16 protein-coding genes are annotated in these 18,214 nt (G+C 65.6%); 6 read left to right on the top strand and 10 right to left on the bottom strand.

Annotated features, from left to right (window positions below; all coding sequences use genetic code 11):
* Nucleotides 1-431: 431 nt before the first annotated feature.
* From tyrS to ACIBG0_RS30020, 6 genes are all read right to left on the bottom strand, one after another.
* Nucleotides 432-1,721: a tyrosine--tRNA ligase gene (tyrS, locus tag ACIBG0_RS30045; RefSeq protein WP_397036934.1), complete on the bottom strand. Its 1,290-nt coding sequence runs from the start codon at nt 1,719-1,721 to the stop codon at nt 432-434.
* Between the two features lie 222 nt (nt 1,722-1,943).
* Entirely contained in the window at nt 1,944-2,384 is a 441-nt protein-coding gene (locus ACIBG0_RS30040) for a DoxX family protein (RefSeq protein ID WP_397036932.1), read from the bottom strand.
* Nucleotides 2,385-2,491: 107 nt separating this feature from the next.
* A complete protein-coding gene (locus ACIBG0_RS30035; RefSeq protein ID WP_397036930.1) occupies nt 2,492-3,103 on the bottom strand; it encodes a DNA-3-methyladenine glycosylase in 612 nt (203 codons plus the stop codon).
* A gap of 22 nt (nt 3,104-3,125) precedes the next feature.
* Entirely contained in the window at nt 3,126-4,274 is a 1,149-nt protein-coding gene (locus tag ACIBG0_RS30030) for a low temperature requirement protein A (protein ID WP_397036928.1), read from the bottom strand.
* Between the two features lie 31 nt (nt 4,275-4,305).
* Nucleotides 4,306-5,205, bottom strand: coding sequence for an RNA polymerase sigma-70 factor (locus ACIBG0_RS30025; RefSeq protein WP_397036927.1), 900 nt, complete (start codon nt 5,203-5,205; stop codon nt 4,306-4,308).
* A gap of 87 nt (nt 5,206-5,292) precedes the next feature.
* Nucleotides 5,293-6,468: an NAD(P)/FAD-dependent oxidoreductase gene (locus tag ACIBG0_RS30020; protein ID WP_397036925.1), complete on the bottom strand. Its 1,176-nt coding sequence runs from the start codon at nt 6,466-6,468 to the stop codon at nt 5,293-5,295.
* A 172-nt stretch (nt 6,469-6,640) separates the two neighbouring features.
* Between ACIBG0_RS30020 and ACIBG0_RS30015 the strand changes: the two genes are divergently transcribed.
* The 4 genes from ACIBG0_RS30015 (at nt 6,641) to ACIBG0_RS30000 (ending at nt 10,400) form a co-directional block, all read left to right on the top strand.
* A complete protein-coding gene (locus ACIBG0_RS30015) occupies nt 6,641-8,158 on the top strand; it encodes a multicopper oxidase family protein (protein ID WP_397036923.1) in 1,518 nt (505 codons plus the stop codon).
* Nucleotides 8,159-8,236: 78 nt separating this feature from the next.
* Entirely contained in the window at nt 8,237-8,968 is a 732-nt protein-coding gene (locus tag ACIBG0_RS30010; protein WP_397036922.1) for an ABC transporter ATP-binding protein, read from the top strand.
* Nucleotides 8,965-9,756 carry an ABC transporter permease gene (locus ACIBG0_RS30005; RefSeq protein WP_397036920.1) on the top strand — a complete coding sequence of 264 codons (792 nt, stop codon included), beginning with the start codon at nt 8,965-8,967 and terminating at the stop codon, nt 9,754-9,756. Before ACIBG0_RS30010 ends, ACIBG0_RS30005 begins: the two co-directional genes overlap by 4 nt.
* Nucleotides 9,753-10,400, top strand: coding sequence for a TetR family transcriptional regulator (locus ACIBG0_RS30000; RefSeq protein WP_397036918.1), 648 nt, complete (start codon nt 9,753-9,755; stop codon nt 10,398-10,400). The genes ACIBG0_RS30005 and ACIBG0_RS30000 overlap by 4 nt, the downstream gene beginning before the upstream one ends.
* 45 nt (nt 10,401-10,445) lie before the next feature.
* Here the strand turns inward: ACIBG0_RS30000 and ACIBG0_RS29995 are convergent, their stop codons facing one another.
* The 4 genes from ACIBG0_RS29995 to ACIBG0_RS29980 all read right to left on the bottom strand — a co-directional run bounded on the left by ACIBG0_RS29995 (nt 10,446) and on the right by ACIBG0_RS29980 (nt 15,722).
* A complete protein-coding gene (locus tag ACIBG0_RS29995; RefSeq protein ID WP_040689305.1) occupies nt 10,446-10,679 on the bottom strand; it encodes a Trm112 family protein in 234 nt (77 codons plus the stop codon).
* Nucleotides 10,680-10,700: 21 nt separating this feature from the next.
* Complete coding sequence (locus ACIBG0_RS29990; RefSeq protein WP_397036916.1) at nt 10,701-11,210, bottom strand: GtrA family protein; 510 nt, start codon at nt 11,208-11,210, stop codon at nt 10,701-10,703.
* Nucleotides 11,207-13,450: a hypothetical protein gene (locus ACIBG0_RS29985; RefSeq protein WP_397036915.1), complete on the bottom strand. Its 2,244-nt coding sequence runs from the start codon at nt 13,448-13,450 to the stop codon at nt 11,207-11,209. Before ACIBG0_RS29985 ends, ACIBG0_RS29990 begins: the two co-directional genes overlap by 4 nt.
* A gap of 67 nt (nt 13,451-13,517) precedes the next feature.
* Nucleotides 13,518-15,722 carry a hypothetical protein gene (locus ACIBG0_RS29980; protein ID WP_397036959.1) on the bottom strand — a complete coding sequence of 735 codons (2,205 nt, stop codon included), beginning with the start codon at nt 15,720-15,722 and terminating at the stop codon, nt 13,518-13,520.
* Between the two features lie 257 nt (nt 15,723-15,979).
* Here ACIBG0_RS29980 and ACIBG0_RS29975 point away from each other — a divergent pair, with 257 nt between their 5' ends.
* Both ACIBG0_RS29975 and rffA read left to right on the top strand, forming a co-directional pair.
* Complete coding sequence (locus tag ACIBG0_RS29975; protein ID WP_397036913.1) at nt 15,980-17,080, top strand: glycosyltransferase family 2 protein; 1,101 nt, start codon at nt 15,980-15,982, stop codon at nt 17,078-17,080.
* On the top strand, nt 17,070-18,209 hold the full coding sequence (gene rffA / locus ACIBG0_RS29970; protein ID WP_397036911.1) for a dTDP-4-amino-4,6-dideoxygalactose transaminase: 1,140 nt from the start codon (nt 17,070-17,072) through the stop codon (nt 18,207-18,209). The genes ACIBG0_RS29975 and rffA overlap by 11 nt, the downstream gene beginning before the upstream one ends.
* Nucleotides 18,210-18,214: the final 5 nt, after the last annotated feature.

Raw genomic sequence — 18,214 nt, 5'->3', positions numbered from 1 at the left:
CCCACACGGGGGTATGAATAGAATCGGAACCAAAAAATATTTGGCACTGACATTCATCGACACACTATTGAGTTCTCAAAGAACACACGCACACAACTGGACCCAAGATTCTCTCGGGGGGCTTGTTGAGGCAACTGTCCTAGCCTAGCCAACCTTCCGCGCAGAGTCAAGTCTGCTCGTACGATCCGGCAACGCTGATCGCCAGGCGCTCCTCGTCCTACCTCGTTTCCCAGGCCGCTGTGCTCAACGTTTCCGCTGCGCTTTGGGCTCCGGGTCGGTGTCCGTGTCGCTCTGACTTGGACAAAGTTACGCGGCGGGAGAACGTCGAGTCAAATCGGCACTACACACATGTCATTTCGCAGGTCAGGGGCTGTCTGCCACCCCGAAAAACGGGCTCGGGCCACCCGAATGTGACCCGAACCACTTGATCTTTATGCGCCTGCCCGCAGTACGCCCGCGAAGTTCCGCTTACCGCGACGCAGCACCAACCACCGTCCATGCAGGTAGTCGGCATCGGCGGGGGTCCATTCCAGATCCGAGATGCGCTCGTTGTTCACCGACGCTCCACCCTCGTTCACCGCCCGACGTGCGGCGCCGCGGCTCTCCGACAGTCCGGACGCGACCAGCAGATCGACGATCGTGCTCGGTTCACCGGCCCCGACTTGCGCGACCGTGCCGTCGACCGCCGCTTCGCGCAGGGCCGCCGACAGCGTCGACTCATCGAGTTCACGCAGATCCGCGCGTCCGAACAGGGCCTGACTCGCCAACTGCACGGCACGGGTATTCGCCTCGCCGTGCACCAGATTCGTCATTTCCTCGGCCAGCTTGCGCTGCGCTTCGCGGGCATGCGGACGCTCAGCCGTCGCCGACTCCAGCTCGGCCAACTCCTCCCGGGACAGGAAGGTGAACCAGCGCAGGTATCGCACGACATCGGCATCGGCGGTATTCACGAAGTACTGGTACCAGGCGTACGGGCTGGTCATTTCCGGATCGAGCCACAGGCTGCCGCCGCCGGTCGACTTGCCGAACTTCTTGCCATCGGCCGAGGTAACGAGCGGCACGGTCAACGCGTGCACCGACGCACCGTCGACGCGCCGGTTCAACTCGACGCCAGCGATGATGTTGCCCCACTGATCCGAACCGCCAACTTGCAGTGTGCAGCCGTAGTTGCGGCGCAGCTGCAGGTAGTCGTTGGCCTGCAGCAGCATGTAGCTGAATTCGGTGTAGGAGATGCCTTCGCCGTCCAGCCGGCGCTTGATGGTGTCGCGGGCCAGCATGACATTGACCGAGAAGTGCTTGCCGATATCGCGCAGGAAGTCGACGGTCGACAGCTGGCCGGTCCAGTCCATGTTGTTGGCGATGATCGCGCCGGTGGGCGAATCGTCGAGGTCGACGAAGCGCTCGAGTTGCGAGCGGATCCGGACCGCCCATTCCGCGACGGTATCGGTCGAATTCATGGTGCGCTCACCCACGTCGCGCGGATCGCCGATGAGTCCGGTGGCACCGCCGGCCAGCACGATCGGGCGATGGCCCGCGCGCTGGAACCGCTTCAGCGCCAGCAGCGGGACCAGATGTCCGGCGTGCAGGCTGGCCGCAGTGGGATCGAAACCGGCATACAGGGTCAGCGGCCCGGCGGTTACCGCCGCGCGCAGGGCGTCCAGGTCGGTGGACTGGGCGATCAGTCCGCGCCAGGTCAGTTCATCGATAATGTCGCCGCTCACGCCTGCGCCTCGCTGGCGCTCGGCTCCAGCGTGCGCGATGCGCGCTGGCACATGGTTCGCTCACTTCGTTCGCTCACGCTGTCCCATCTTTCCGCACCGGTCCCCGCGACCGGCATACCCCTCAGTGTCGCCGTGCGCCGCCACGCACGGCGAACTATTTTCGGTCAACGCGACAACGATCGGCAGACCGCTGTCTGCCGATCGTGTGCGTTATTCAGATGTTCAGCGCGCCAGCAGCTCCCGCACCGCGATGATGCTGTCGCGACGCTGCCAGGCGATCCACACGAACACCACGCCGAGCACCAGCGGGAAGGGCGCCAGGGCGGCCGCACCGAGCAGGAACACCTGGGTCAGGGCGGCGCAGATCATGGTGATGGTCAGGCCGACGGCCGCGGGGCCGCTCAGGCGGGGCACCAGCAGGCCGATGCCGCCGGCGAGTTCGACCAGGCCGGTGAAGTAGCGGAACCACTGGCCCCAACCGATCGTGTCGAAGGACTCGACCGCCGCCTGCGCACCGAGCAGCTTCGGAGCGGCGGAGGCGATGATGAAGAACAGCGCGAGCAGGACCTGCACGGTCCAGAGCGCGATATTCATCTTCTTGCCGGGGCGGTGGGCAACAGCGGTGGCGGTGGCGATCGGGGCGGCGGGGGCGATGGCGGTCATTTGTCTTTCCTTCGGCTCGGTCGCGCCGGGTGTAGCGCGTTCAACAGATAGGACGGACACCGCGCCGAAAACTCATCGCTGACCCCGAAAATTCTTGTGACCTGGCGCTATACCGCTTCGATCGGGGCGCGCGGGCTGCGCCGGTAGACCGAGACCGCTGGTGATGGGAGCCAGAATCGCCACGGCACGTCCGCCGCGCTGCTGACCCCGACGCGTGGTCCGTTGGAAATCTCGGTGGGGTCGATCGCGCCATTGAGTTCCAATCGGATCGGCGAGGCAGGATCGAAGAGCGGAGTTCCGTAGTCGCTCAGCGTGATTCCGAGCGCGCTGCCGAGATTGCCTGGGCCCCTCGCCAAACCGGCGTCGGTGCGGGCCGCCGGCCGTCGCTGCCTGGCCGTCTCCAATCCGGCGATCACTTCGCCGGACCGGATGAGTACCGCACTGGCCGTGCCGTCCGGACCGGTGGTCACGTTCACGCACATATGCATGCCGTAGCTGAGGTAGACGTACAGCACTCCGGCAGGCCCGAACATCACCGCATTGCGCTTGGTCCGCCCGCGTCCGGAATGCGATGCCGGATCCGGCCACGGTCCAGCAGGATCGCCGCCATAGGCCTCTACCTCGACGATTCGCACACCGACAGGTCCTGACCACAGCGTCGAGCCGAGCAGTCGGCGGGCCGCGGCGGGCGGTTCGACCACGAGTTCCTCATTACGCACGACTCTCCATTGTTCCCGAAAGTCAGACGTAGCGACTGTGCTGGCCCGAGCGCAGCGTGATGAGGTCGTCGATGATCACCGCGGCATAGCCGACCGCGACCAGCACCGCGAGCTGTGCCCAGGCGACCCACGCGATTCCGATCGGGATGGTCGCGGCCACCGCGGCGGCCGCGACCAGCCGCGACCACGGGCGCGGCAAGCCGAGGGCGAGCCGGAAACAGAATTGGCCGAAGAAGTACAGCGCGACACCACCGGAGAGCGCGGCAGCAGCGGCGATGGAGGCGGGTTCATTGCCGTGTGCGATGGTCATATTGATACCCGCCGCGGCGACGGTGATGCCTATCAGCAGCGGGTAGAGCGCGTAGCCGTAGGCGAGCACCGCGGGACGCGAACGTTCCCGAGCCGAGACGGCGGCCAGCGCGTGCTCGCCGCGCTCGTCATCGATCCCGAAGTAGGCCCACCAGAGCACATAGGCCAGGCAGAGTCCGAGTGCGACGGTGGCAGTCAGCGGCACGGTGAGCTTCTCCCCTGCCAGCCCCAGACCGATCGCGACCACTGATTCACCGATGGCGACGATGATCACCAGCCCGTTGCGCTCGCAGAAGTGGCTGGCCCGCACCACGAAATCGCGGGTGTCGACCAGGTACGGGCTCAGTATCTGCACCGCGAAGGCCAGGCCCCAGCACAGGTATTGCCACCAGCCGTGCACGAATCCGCCCGCGAGGACGAGCCCTGCCGCGAGCGCGTTCAGTGGCGCGATGCGCTTGATCGCTTGGCTGGCCGATGTGCCGCCGCTGACCCAGAACAGCGCGGTATGCACGGTATTGACCAGGACGTAACCCAGCCCGAAGGCCAGACCTGTGCCATGGAACGCGTCCGGTATCGCCAGCGCGAGCACGAAGAATCCGAACATGCCGATCAGCAGTAGCGTGCGTCGCTGCGGATTGCTCGGCGCTACTTCGTTGGTGAGCCAGACGTAACCGCTGTACATCCACCAGATCACCCCGAACAGCACCACCACTTGAGCCAGTGCCTCCCAGCCGGGATGGTGGGTGAAGACGTGGGTCAGCTGGGTGATGGTGAAGACGAAGACGAGATCGAAGAACAGCTCCAGGGTGGAAACCCGAACCTGACCTCCGTCCACGTTTGTTTCCGTGGGCTGGCTGGTCACGGCAGGATCGTAAAGCAACACGCCGAAATGGTCACCCGAGGACGTCGGTCCCCATGTACAGCCCCTCGAGCTTGCTCGGGTTCACCTGAAAGCGCAGGTTGTGGATCTGGCCATCGATGATGTCGTAGGTGAACGCCGCCACCGGATTTCCATCGATGCGCGCCAGCGCACCGAGTTCTCCGTTGATATGCGCGGGCTCGAGCACGATGCCCGCGACCGACGGCTTGGCGAGTACGCCGAGGACCCAGCGGGCCACATGATCCGGTCCGTACAGCGGACGCCGGGCCGCGGTGACCACGCCGCCGCCATCGGACCACGAGGTGACATCGGGGGCGAGCAGTGTCATCAGGGCGTTGAGATCGCCGCCAGCGCAGGCTGCCATGAACTGTTCGGTGATGTGGGTGCGCTCGGCCTTATCGGTATCGAAGCGCGGGCGGCGGGACTGCACATGTGAACGGGCCCGATGTGCGATCTGCCGGACGGTCGCCTCGGGCTTGTCGAGGGTGTCGGCGATTTCGGCGTGGCTGTAGCCGAAGACCTCGCGCAGCAGGAAAACCGCGCGCTCCACCGGATTCAAGGTCTCCAGGACCACCAGCATCGCGGTGGAGACGGTGTCGGCCAACTCGGTCTCCTCGGCGATATTCGGTGAGGTCAGCAGTGGTTCGGGAAGCCAAGGGCCGACGTAGGTTTCGCGTTTGGCCTTGGCGGAGGTGAGCCGGTTCAACGACAGGTTGGTCACCGTGCGCACCAGATAGGACTTGGGATGCTGGACGGTCGACTGATCGGTTTCATTCCACTTCAGCCAGGTGTCCTGGAGGATGTCCTCGGCATCGGTGACCGTGCCCAGCATCCGGTAGGCGGTGGAAAACAGCAGCCGCCGGTGTTCGATGAATGGATCCCGTGCGGGTGTAGCGTCGACCATCTGGTCCATGCTCCTAGTGCAACTCCGGGTCTGCCAATCCAACTTTCCGGACGAATGCGGAAACCGCCCGCCTGGCTGGCGAACGGCCTATCCGACTCATACGGTCCGACGGGTGGCCTTGCCGCCCTTGGACAGCTGGACCGAGACCGTCATCTTCTTGCTGAGCTCGAAGCTCGGCAGCGGACTGCTGCTCACGCTCTCCTTGTACAGCACGGCGGCGCGTCCGGTCAGGTAGAACCGACCAGGGGTGTCGTCGGCCTTGGTGAACTGGATGACCGCATCCTTGCGCCCAAGGCTGACGGGCTGGTGGAAGTAGCCGAATCGGAACGGCTCGACCTTCTTGCCCTGCAGCTGTCGCGCAATGCTGTCGGCGGCGTATGCGGCGGTCGGCATACCGGATTGGCAGGTGCCGTGGATCTGGCCCCAGGCCTGGCGCACTGCGGCGGCGTCGCCGATGGCGTGGATGTTCGGATGCGAAACCGACCGCAGGGTCGGATCTACCACAATGAGCCCGCGCGCATCGGTTTCGATGCCGGCCTGTGCGGCCAGTGGCGAGACACGGACGCCGGTAGTCCACAGGGTCAGATCGGCCGAAACCAGTTCACCGCCGGAGAGTTCGACCGCATCTGGCAGCACCTTGGTGACCGCCCGGCCAACCTCGCGGACGATGCCGAGTCGATCGAGCGTCTTGTTCAGGTAAGCGCGAGCCTTATCACCCATCATCGCGCCCGGTTCGGTGCTGCTGATGAGTGTGACGCGCAGGCCCGGGTAGCTCTCGGCGATTTCGGTTGCCGCCTCGATACCCGTCAGACCACCGCCACAGACCGCGACGGTGCCACCATTCGCCGCGACCACCGCGAGATGTTCGGAGAAACGGTGCGCGGTGCGCGGATCATTCAGGGTCCAGGCGTGATCGGCGGCGCCGGGCACGATGCTGGTGTCGGTGCTGCTGCCGAGTGCGTAGATCAGCTCGTCGTAGCGAAGTGTGCCGGTCCCGTCGACGTAGACCCGCTGAGCCTCGGGATCGATGGAAGTCGCCCAGCCTTGGACGAATTCGACGCCCGTACCGGCCAGGATCTCCGGGATCTGATGATCGGCCAACTCCTGCCCCGTGGCGATCTGGTGCATGCGCAACCGCTCGGTGAAGCGGGCGGACGGGTTGACAAGGGTGATCTCGACATCGAGCTTGCGGGTCCGCCGGGCCAGTCGGATGGCGGCCAGCATGCCGGTATAGCCCGCGCCGATTACGACGATCCGATGCGTGGTGTTCATGGCTTCTCCCGTGGTCAGTGTCAGGTTTGTCGATTGGTGACGACCATCGGACAAAGCACCGCCACCGGATGTGACAGCCACATGGTGTGACGTGGGACACATATCGGATCAGGGGTGAAATGGGGACGCTCCCGGATGTGGTCAGGGGTCGGTGATCCATACCGTCAGCGGCATGTCTTCGGTTTCCCGGCCGCGTCGGTTGCGGCGGTTGCTCTTGATCGTCATAGCGATCACGACGGTTTTGCTGTTATCGGTTGGCGGGTGCGTCACGTGGGTGTACAGCAGTGCGTCCGTATCCACTGTCGGCAGTACCGAATTCGACAGTGAGCTCGCAATTCCGCCGCTGGCGCAGTCCCGCGTGCGAGCGGATGGCACGCGCGTCTTCGCGCTCGAAATGCGTTCGGGGCAAAGGGAATTCCGGTCCAGCCAGGCGACCGAGACGTGGGGGTTCAACGGAGACTATCTCGGACCGACGCTGCGGGCGCGGCGCGGCGAGAAGGTGGAAGTCGAAGTCCGGAACAATCTTTCGGAGCAGTCGACGGTGCATTGGCACGGGATGCACCTACCCGCGGCGATGGACGGCGGACCACACCAGATGGTGCAGGCCGGTAGCACGTGGGTACCGCACTGGACCGTGGACCAGCCCGCCGCCACGCTCTGGTACCACCCACATCCGCACGGTGCGACAGAACAGCACGTCCGGCGCGGGCTCGCGGGGCTGTTCCTACTCGATGACGACGTGTCCGAAGGACTATCGCTGCCGAAGAACTATGGCGTCGATGATCTGCCCGTCATCGTCCAGGACGTCCGATTCCGTGGCGATCAGCTCGATTCGTCGCACGGCATGTTCCGCGACGTCGGATTCCTCGGCGACCGGACCATGGTGAACGGAACCCTGACGCCGCATCGGAATGTCGGCGATGAGCTCGTGCGATTGCGGCTGCTCAACGCTTCGACGGCGCGGATCTACACCTTCGGCTTCGCCGACGACCGCCGCTTCTCGCTGGTCGGCACCGATGGCGGACTGCTGGAACATCCGGTCGCGCTCGATCGGGTGCGGCTATCGCCGGGCGAACGTGCCGAGATCGTGGTTCGCGTGCGGCCCGGCGAACGCACCGTGCTGCGCAGCACGAAACTCGATGCGGGACTGAACTTCTGGACACAGCGATTCTCCGGCGGTGACGACAGCTTCGACATCCTCGAGCTGCGCGCGGCATCGACATTGCGGCCATCGCCGGAATTGCCTGCGACACTGGCACATCCGTCCACACCGGACGGCACGGATTCCGTGCGCGAGCGAAACTTCGAACTGAATCTGAGTGGTATCAACGGCGCCCCGATGGCGATGGATCGGATCGATCTGACGGTCACCCGAGGCACCGCCGAAACCTGGGTCGTGCACAACAACGACGGCATGCCGCACAACTTCCACATTCACGATGTGCAGTTCCGCGTCCTCGAACTGAACGGCGGACCGCCGCCGGACGCGCTGACCGGACCGAAGGACACCATCTTCCTGCCGCCGAATGCCACCGCGAAGCTCGCCATGCGGTTCGACGGACCCGCCGATGCGAACTCACCGTACATGTATCACTGTCACCTGCTCTGGCATGAGGACCAGGGCATGATGGGCCAGTTTGTCGTGGTCGAGCCAGGTGAGTCGGCGGGAACACCGACACATCACCACTGACGGGGTCTTGTCCGGCGGACCGAAGCGCGCTAAATTCATCACACAGTGAATTCAACACTCGATGAATTGAGGCGTCCCATGACGGAACTGCACTCATCCCACGCCGTCGAGGTTCGCAACCTCACCGTGCGCCGAGGCGGCCGCGAAGTCCTACACAACATCTCGCTGACCATCCCGCGCGGTTCCATCACCGGACTGCTCGGACCGTCGGGATGCGGCAAGACCACCCTCATGCGCAGCATCGTCGGCACCCAGATCGTGGCGTCCGGCGAGATCTTCGCGCTCGGATTACCCGCGGGCTCGGCGGAATTGCGACACCGGATCGGCTATGTGACCCAAGCGCCGAGCATTTATTCCGATATCAGCGTGCGCGAGAACGTCGCCTACTACGCCGCGCTCTACGGACGTGACCGCGACGACACCGACGAGGCCATCGGCGCGGTCGGCCTGTTGGACCACGCCCATCAGCGCGGCGATGAACTGTCCGGCGGCCAGAAGACTCGCGCCTCGCTGGCCTGCGCGTTGGTGGCGCAGCCGGAGGTGCTGATCCTGGACGAACCGACGGTCGGCCTGGATCCGGTACTGCGTGTCGACCTGTGGAAGCAGTTCCACGAATTGGCCGCGAACGGAACGACGCTGCTGGTCTCCAGCCATGTGATGGACGAGGCCGAGCACTGCGACAAACTGCTGCTCATGCGCGAGGGCGATCTGCTCGCCGAACTCAGCCCGGACGAACTGCGCACCGAGACCGGTGAGCAGAACCTCGAACAAGCCTTCCTCACTTTGATCACGATGGGACGTGCGGCATGACCACCACCCTCGCACCGCGCCGCCGGACGCCGACGCTGCGTCCCTATGGCGCGACAACCGGACGCATCCTGCGTCAGCTGCGCAACGACCACCGCACTGTCGCGATGATTCTCGTGGTCCCCGCGGTCCTGATGGCACTGCTCTACTTCATCTACAAGGACACCCCGACCAATCCGTTCAATCCGGTGCCGATCTTCGATCGCGTCGGCATCAGCATGCTCGGCATCCTGCCGTTCATCGTGATGTTCCTGATCACCGCCATCGCCATGCAGCGCGAACGCACCTCGGGCACCTTGGAGCGGCTACTGACCACACCGCTGTCCAAGCTGGATCTGCTCGCCGGATACGGCACCGCCTTCTCGGTCGCCGCGGCGGCGCAGGCGGCGGTGGCCTGTGTGATTTCCTTCTGGCTGCTCGGCCTGAATTCGGCGGGCAGTCCGGCTTGGGTGGTGGTTATCGCCATGATCGACGCGGTCTGCGGCGTCGCGCTCGGGCTATTGGCAAGTGCCTTCGCGCGCACCGAATTCCAGGCCGTACAGTTCATGCCCGTGGTAGTCGCCCCGCAGATCTTCCTGTGCGGCTTACTTGTTCCGCGTGGGCAGTTGCCGGGCTGGTTGGAGGCGATCAGCAATGTGCTGCCGTTGAGCTACGCGGTCGATGCGCTGCAACAGGTTTCGACACATTCGGATGTCACCGGTCAGATGCTGCGCGATCTGGCGGTCGTCGCCGGATTCGCGGTTGTCGCGCTGTGCCTCGGCGCGGCCACGCTACGACGGCGAACCGCGTGACGGCCGAGCAGACACCACCGGATCCGGTCACCAACGGCGACCGAGGCACTCGCTCCGGTCGTCGGCCGGGTCGCTCCGGCGCCCGCGAGGAGATCCTCGCGGCCGCCCGCGCCCGCTTCGCCGAAATCGGTTTCGACAAGACCTCGATTCGCGCCGTCGCCGCCGACGCCGGGGTCGATCCCGCGCTGGTCCACCACTATTTCGGGACCAAACAGCAGTTGTTCACCGCAGTGGTCGAGCTGCCGATCGATCCGGAGGCCACCCTGCGCCGGATCGAAGCCGCGCCGCTGGATCGACTCGGCGAAACCATTCTCGGCTCGGTGCTCGCGGTATGGGACTCCCCCGCCGGTCCGGGGATCGTCGCGGCGGTGCGCAGCATTCTCGCGGGCGGCGATACCGCGCTGGCCAGGACATTTGTCCTGGATGTCGTCCTGGAACGGGTACGAATGCGGATCGCGACGCCCGAGGACGACGGCCGCACCCGCGTCGCCCTGCTGGGTACACAGATGATCGGCGTACTGGTCGCGCGCAAGATCCTGGAGATCGAGCCGCTGGCCTCGATGCCGGGCCCGGAACTGGTCGCGGCCGTCGCACCCACGCTGCAGCGCTACCTCACCGGTGTGATCGATACTCCCGCACCGTAATTCGCGGTGGCGCACGCTATCGTGCGCCACCCGGCCGATAACAGCTCAGGCGTCCGCGTGCTGGCTGGTGAACGCGGCGTGCTCGGCGTCGGTGACATCGCGGGCCTCATCGATCAGCAGCACCGGAATGCCGTTCTCGATCGGGTAGGCGCGGCGCAGACGCGGGTTGTACAGGGCGGTAGCGCCCTTGTCGTCGCGGACCAACAGCAGCGGACCCTTGTCCTGCGGGCAGGCGAGCAGACTCAACAGTGTGGCGTCCAAGGCGGTTTCCTCCGGCATGACCGATAACTTACCCGGCGCTCAGGATCGCTCCGTACCGGAACCCGCGGACGGCGATTCGGGCACGGGTGCCCGGTGGAACGAGATGTAACGATGCCCGAAGAAGCTGGCGACGGCGACCAGACCCATCACCACCACCGCGGACGGTCTACTCGGCAGATGCAGCACCGAGACGGCCAACGACAGCAGTGCGATATTCATCAGCAGCCCCCCGGAATTGACCGCCACGAAGCGAACGAAATCGCGCAGCATATGTCCGCGCACGCGGAAGACCAGCGTGCGATGCAGCACGAACGCGATGACGATGCTGACGGCATAGGCGGCGACAACCGCGACCGCAGGCGGCACATTACTACCGAACACCGATAGCCACAGCACGGTCAGCCCCATACCGAGCGCGGTATTGAACGCACCGACCATCGCGAAGGCGATCTCCTGCCGACGCACCAACCGCAGCAGCAGACCCGGATCCTCGGCACCGGTCGCACCCGCATGATCCGCCGCGAATTCGGCCTGCTGGTCAGCTGTCAACGAGAGGCTCCCGCCAGATCGGGTTCCGGGACCGTCGCGGCCACCGGCGGTTCGGTCTCGTCCACGGCCACGTCACGCTCGCGACCGCGCACGAACAGCCATTGCAATGCGCCGATTCCGAACAGCCCGAGCAAGATCGCTACGCCGCCGATCTTCCACCCTGGCGGCCGCCAGGTCAGCACCAGATCGCCGTTCTTGGTGCCAGCCGGAATGTCGACGGCAACAAAGGTTTTCGCGACCACCTCGAATGGGATCGCCCGGCCGTTCAGCTGCACCTGATAGCCCGGCCAGCCCAGCCGCGCGAAGACCACGCGGCCACCATTGTCCGAATTCACGCGGACTCGGCTGGTCAGCTCCGATTCCGACACCGATGTCGCGGTACCGCCGGAGACCGCCGAGACCCTGCCGTTCTGCGCGGACAGCAACCCACCCACCCGCTCGAGCACCGCGATGTACTGCTCGTGGCCCGGGTAGTCGACCCACTGCCAGCCGGGCGGTGCGGGTTGATTGCCCGCGTCCGGGTACAGCGCCTTCTGCAGCACTACCCGATCCACCTTCATCAGGTCGACGATCGTCCTACCGGTAGTGGGCTCCGTCGCGAAGGCCCGCCGGAAGGCATCGGGACAGACGCTGGTGTCCCAGCGCATGCACAGCATTTCACCGAACCAGAAGTGCCCGTTGGGCGTATATCCGCTGACGTAGGTCTTCTCCAGATCCTTGGCGTAATTACCGAAGACCAGCGACCCGTACGCGCCCCGCACCGAACGATCCTCCGGCCGGATCAGTCCGCGATCGGCCAATTGCAAGGTGGTGCCCGGAAATTCAGGGAAGGCAGCGCGCATCTCGGACCGCTGCTCGGGCAGGTTCCAGCTCATCGGCGTCGGCTGTGCCGCGTACACCTGCAGGAAGGCGATCGGGAACACCGAAATGATTGCCAACGCGCAGGCCGCGGCCATGCTTTTCTTCATCCCGAGCCATACGACAGCCGCGCCCAGCACAGCGATGCCGAGCGCCGCCACCACATGCCAGACGACCTCGCGCGGCGCCGCCGAGAACGACCGCACCCACAGCAGCCCGATCAGCACACCCGCGGCGATACCGCGACCACGCCAATTGTCGAAGGTGGCGAAGCGGCCGAGCAGCACGCACACCAGCACCAACAGTCCAAGGGCCAGCATCGGCAACACCCGCGCGGGCCAGCGCAGCGGCCCGATGGTGCCCGGCCCCGCCGTCCACATCAGCGCCATCAGCGCGACCAGCGCGATCGCGCTGAACTCCCGCCAGGACGCACGCGCCCTGCGCCAGTCGATGAAGGCCAGCGCCGGAATCAGGAACCAGGCGATGTAGACCACCGGCATCGGCTGCACATAACCCCACCAGGAGTTGTACGCGGGCAACGAGCTGGGCAGGCTGGCATTGAGCGATTCCGACCATGGCACGGTCAGGAACTGGTCGTTATTGATCTGGGCCGTACCGCGCCAGGTCACCTTGGCCGACAGCATGCTCGGCAGGTAGGTGGCCAACCCTGCCACCGCAGCACACCCCGCGACCGCGAGCAGTCGCAGCGACGGCTGCCATTTGCGTTGGTAGACGACCTCACCCACGGCCACCGCGCCGATCATCAGGCCGGCCTCGACCGCGGGGAAAATGTATTGGACCGAGATGGCCAGGTACAGGAAAACGAAGGTGGGGATCGGCCCGCCACGCCCCCGCGCGTAGCGCACGCCTGATGCCCACGCGTGCACCAGCCACGCGGTACCTGTGAATGCGGTGTACCAACTGGCCTCGTCGAAGAACAGCAGCCAACCGGTGAACGGAATCGACACGCCCGCAACAGAGGCCCATGGCAGCCTCGCCCCGTACGCCAGGCAGACGCGGTACACACCGGTACCGAGGATGACCGCGAAAATCAGCTTGACCACGGTGGTGTAGAGCGCGATGTTGTCGACCGAGGGCGCGATCAGATCGATCAACAGCTGCGGCGGATTCAGCAAGCCCGCCTCCTCGATGGCGTAGTTACCCGCCATCCAGTGCTCGGGGACCAGCACCGGGAACTTTCCATTGCGCAGGGACCGGCCGAGCATCACCCACAGCGGGCCGTACTGCGACTCGCTGTCATCGGTGTAGAAGTGCCTGGCATTGGCCAGCAGGACGGCACCGTATCCGGCGATCACACCGAGCGCGGTTATGAATCCCCACTTGTACACGTCCCGCCGGGCGGGGGCGCTACTTTCCACCACGAGTTCCAGACCCTACAGGGCGCACTCGTGGAGGGACACCTCCGATCGGGCCTGGGTGGATCGACCGCTACGAGACCACGTCCGCCAGTTCACGATCCGACTCGCCGGGGCTCGGATCCGCCGCCGGCGGCTCCGCGTCCCGCCGCCGCGATCGCACCCACAGCCACTGCAGCATCCCGATGGCGGCAATGCCGACCGCCGTGGTGCCGATGCCGATCTTCCAGCCCGGCGGCCGCCAGGTCAGCACGAGTTCAGCGTTCTGCGTGCCAGCGGGTACATCGACGGCGACAAAGGACTTCGCCACGGTTGTGATCGGGATCTGCTTACCGTCCAATGTCACCCGATAACCCGGCCAGCCGAGGCGCGCGAATACCACCTTGCCGCCACCGGCCGAGGACACGCGCACCCGGCTGGTGGTATCGGTCTCCGAAATCGATGCCGCTGTCACATTTTTCGCATCCGCGACTCGGCCGTTCACCGCCGAGATCGGACCGTCGACGCGTTCCAGTACCGAGATGTAGCGCTCATGGCCGGGATAGTCGACCCACTTCCAACCCTCCGGTGCCGCCTGGCCGCGCGCGTCGGGGAACAGGGCGCGCTGCAAAACCACCCGGTCCAGCTTCATCAGATCGACAAGGGGACGCCCGGTGGTCGGCTCAGGGGCGAACATCCGACGATAGGCATCAGGGCAGACGCTGCTGTCCCAGCGCATGCACAGCAGTTCGCCGAAATAGAAGTGGCCGGTCGGGGTGTACCCATTGACATAGGTCAGCTCGAGCGATTTGGCGTAGTTGCCGAAGACCAAGGAACCGTAGGCGCCGTCGAGGCTCATATCACCGCGCTGCAGTAGCCCACGCTCGCCGAGTTGGATCGTGGTACCGGGAAAGTCCGGGAACGCGGCCTTCGCTTCGGACCTGTTGGTCGGCAGATGCCATGTCATCGGTGTCGGCTGAGCGGCATTGACCTGATAGAACGCGATCGGGAACATCGCGACGATGGTCAGCACGCCCGCGGTGGCCAGACTCCGATTACGTCCGAGCCAGACCACCCCGGCGGCGAGCACGCCGATCGCGGCGGCCGCAAGCACATGCCGGATCACATTGTGTGGATCCGCGGAGAACGACCGCACCCACAGCAGACCGATCAGCACAGCGGCGGCGATGCCGCGACTCTTCAGATCGCGGAGGGTGGCGTAGCGCCCGAGCAACACACAGACCAGCACGAGCAGGCCGAGTGCGAGCATGGGCAGCACCCGCACGGGCCAGCGCAGCGGACCGATCGACCCCGGCCCAGCACTCCACATCAGCATGATGATCGCGAACAGAGCGACCCCGCTGAGCTCGCGCCAGGATTCGCGGGCGCGCCGCCAGTCGATGAAGGCCAAAGCCGGAATCAGGAACCAGGCGATATAGGTGACCGGCATCGGCTGGATATAACCCCACCAGGAGGTGAACGCGGGCAACGTGCTCGGCAGACTGGCATTCAGCGATTCCGACCACGGCACCGTCAGGAACTGGTCGTTATTGATCTCCATGGTGCCGCGCCAGGTCACCTTCGCCGACAGCATGCTCGGCAGAAAGGTCAGCAATCCGGCCAGACCGGCACCCGTCGCCGCGACGGTCAACCGCGCCACCGGCTGCCATTTGCGCTGGTAGACGAGCTCGCCCACTGCGACGGCGAGCAGCATCAGCGCCGCCTCCACGGCCGGGAAGATGTACTGCGTGGAGATGGCCAGGTAGAGGTAGATGAAGACCGGAATCGGCCCGCCCCGACCGCGGGTGTATCGCACCGACGACGCCCAGGCATGGACCAGCCACGCGGTACCGGTGAGCGCGGTCATCCAACTGGCTTCGTCGAAGAACAGGAAGAAACCCGACAGCGGGAACGCGACACCCGCGACCGCCGACCACACCGGCCTCGCGCCGTACACCAGGCAGATCCGGTAGACACCGAGCGCCGCGATAATCGCGAAGATCAGCTTGACGACGGTCGCGTACACCGCCATGTTGTCCACCGACGGCGCGATCAGATCGATCAGCAGCTGCGGCGGGTTGAACAGGCCGGCATCATCCATCGTGTTGTTGCCCGACATCCAGCGCTCGGGCACCAGCACCGGGAAGGTGCCCGCACGTAGCGCATGTCCTAATCCCACCCAGAGTCCGGTGTACTGGGATTCGGTGTCGTCGGTGTAGAAGTGCCTGGCATTGGCCAGCAGGACCGCCAGGTATCCCGCGATGACACCGAGTGTGCAGACGCCACCCCACCGGTACACTTCCCGACGCGAATCGGGGTCCCTGTCGCGGGCGTCGGGTCCTGCGTTTTTCGCCTCCGTCACTGCACCAACCGTCACGAGTTCCAAACCCTACAGCGCACAGCCGAGCTTGGCACCGAGCCGCCGCACCACCATGATGGTGCGATGAGCTGGTCCGGAATGCTGCATGCGTACCGTGTTAAAGTTCACGGCGGCTCGGGCTCCGCTGTCCAGCGGAGAGTACCGGCACGCACCGTCATCGAAAGTTGATTCAGCTGATGCCGATTCCCAGCGCCCATCCCAACCGCGCGCCCGCGGGGGCGACCAACGGACGCTCCGCTCGACCGGGAGCCGACCAGCCGCACGCGGTATCGGTCGTGGTCCCGATCTATCGGGGCGAAGAAACCATCGGTGGACTGGTCGAAGAACTGCACCGGCTGACCGGTCCCACCGACACCCCTGGCGGCGTCACGTTCACGGTCGGCGAGATTATTCTGGTACACGACCACGGGCCAGACCGCTCTGATGTGGTGCTGCAGGAACTCGAGCAGACCTATCCGGAGGTCCGCGTCGTCTGGCTCAGCCGCAACTTCGGACAGGATGCCGCGACCATCGCCGGTATGTCGGCCGCCCAGGGCGACTGGATCGTCACCATGGACGAGGACGGCCAGCACGATCCCGCCTTCATCGGCGCATTCCTGGACGCGGCCTTGACCGAGCGCGCCGATCTGGTCTATTCGAAGCCGACCAACACCCGCCCGCACGGATTCCTGCGCAACATCACCTCGCGCGGCGCGAAGGTGGTGCTCGCGACGATCTTCGCCTTCCCCGACTCCACCCGGTTCGAAAGCTACCGGCTCATCCGCGGCGATATCGGCCGCCAACTCGCCGAGGTCGCCTCCAATGGCGCCTATCTCGACGTCGCCCTGACCTGGGTTGTCGGCACCGTCGCGCAGGTGCCGGTGGCCTTGCGCGCCGAGGGCCGCGAGGAATCCGGCTACAACTACCGCCGCCTGTTCTCGCTGTTCTGGAAGATGGTGCTGTGCAGCGGCACCCGGGGCCTGCGGCTGGTCAGCCTGCTCGGGGTCACCCTCGCGCTGGCCGGTGGCGTGATGGCCGCATTCGTCGTATACGAGGCGCTCACCGCCGACAATTGGGCGCCCGAGGGCTGGGCCTCGATGATCGTGGTGCTGCTGCTATGTTCGGGAACAATCTTGTTCTCGCTGGGACTCATCGCCGAATACCTCGGCGTGGCTTTGCATATCCTCGTCGGCAAGCCGCTGTATCTGACCGTCGGTTCGCCGACGCCGCGCCCGGCGGGTAACCGAGAAATGACCACGACCACCGCCAGCAGGGGGAACGACCGGGTTGAGCACTGACCGCGTCATCTTCAGCCGCCCGTTCCGGGCCCGCCGGGAACTGGCCAATCTGGAGGCCGTTCTCGCCTCCGACCACAGTCACGGCGACGGGCCGTTCACCGCCTCGGCCACGGCGAAGCTGAAGACCATCACCGAGGCGCCGCATGCGCTGCTGACCACCTCGTGCACCTCCGCACTGGAGATGGCGGGTCTGCTGCTCGAGCTCGGCCCCGACGATGAGGTGATCGTGCCGAGTTTCGCGTTCACCTCGACCGCGACGGCGATGGCACTGCGCGGCGCCACCTGCGTCTTCGCCGATATCGACCCGGAAACGGGCAATTTGGATCCCGAATCGGTCGCTGCGGTGATCACCGAGCGAACCAAGGCCGTTGTCGTCATCCACTACGGCGGAGTGGCCGCCGATATGGCCGGGCTGCTCGCACTCGGCGACGCGCACGGCATCGCCATCGTGGAGGACAACGCGCACGGCCTCGGCGGCCGGTGGCGCGATCGCCCACTCGGCACCCTCGGCACCCTCGGGACACTCAGCTTCCACGACACCAAGAACGTGCACTGCGGCGAGGGCGGCGCGCTGCTGCTCACCGACGAGATCCTGATGTCGCGCGCCGAGATCATCCGCGAGAAGGGCACCGACCGGGCCCGTTTCCTGCGCGGTGCGGTGGACAAGTACTCCTGGCAGGATATCGGCTCCAGCTATCTGCCCAGCGAGCTCAACGCGGCGGTGCTGGACGCGCAGCTGGACGAATTCGAGACGATACAGACCGGGCGGCACCGGGTTTGGGACGCATACGCCGCCGCGCTGCCGGACTGGGCCGGCCGCAACGATGTCCGTCTCATGGCGGTGCCCGAGGACCGGACACATACCGCGCATCTGTACTACTTGCGCACGCCGACCGAGCGGCAGCGCGACGATCTGATCACGCATCTGGCCGCACGCGGTATTTCGGCGCCATTCCATTATGTTCCGCTGGATTCCAGCCCGGCCGGACTCAAACTGGGCCGTACCCCGCAGCCCTGCGTGCGCAGCGCCGAATTCTCGGGAACCGTTGTGCGCCTGCCACTGTGGCCCGACCTCACGGACGAGCAGATCGCCAGGGTCATCGACGCTGTCACCGCGTACACGGTCTAGGCGAG

Source organism: Nocardia sp. NPDC050630 (genome assembly GCF_044457245.1).
Classification (GTDB): Bacteria; Actinomycetota; Actinomycetes; order Mycobacteriales; family Mycobacteriaceae; genus Nocardia.
The sequence above is the reverse complement of the archived record's forward strand: the minus strand, read 5'-3'. Positions and strand labels throughout refer to the sequence as shown.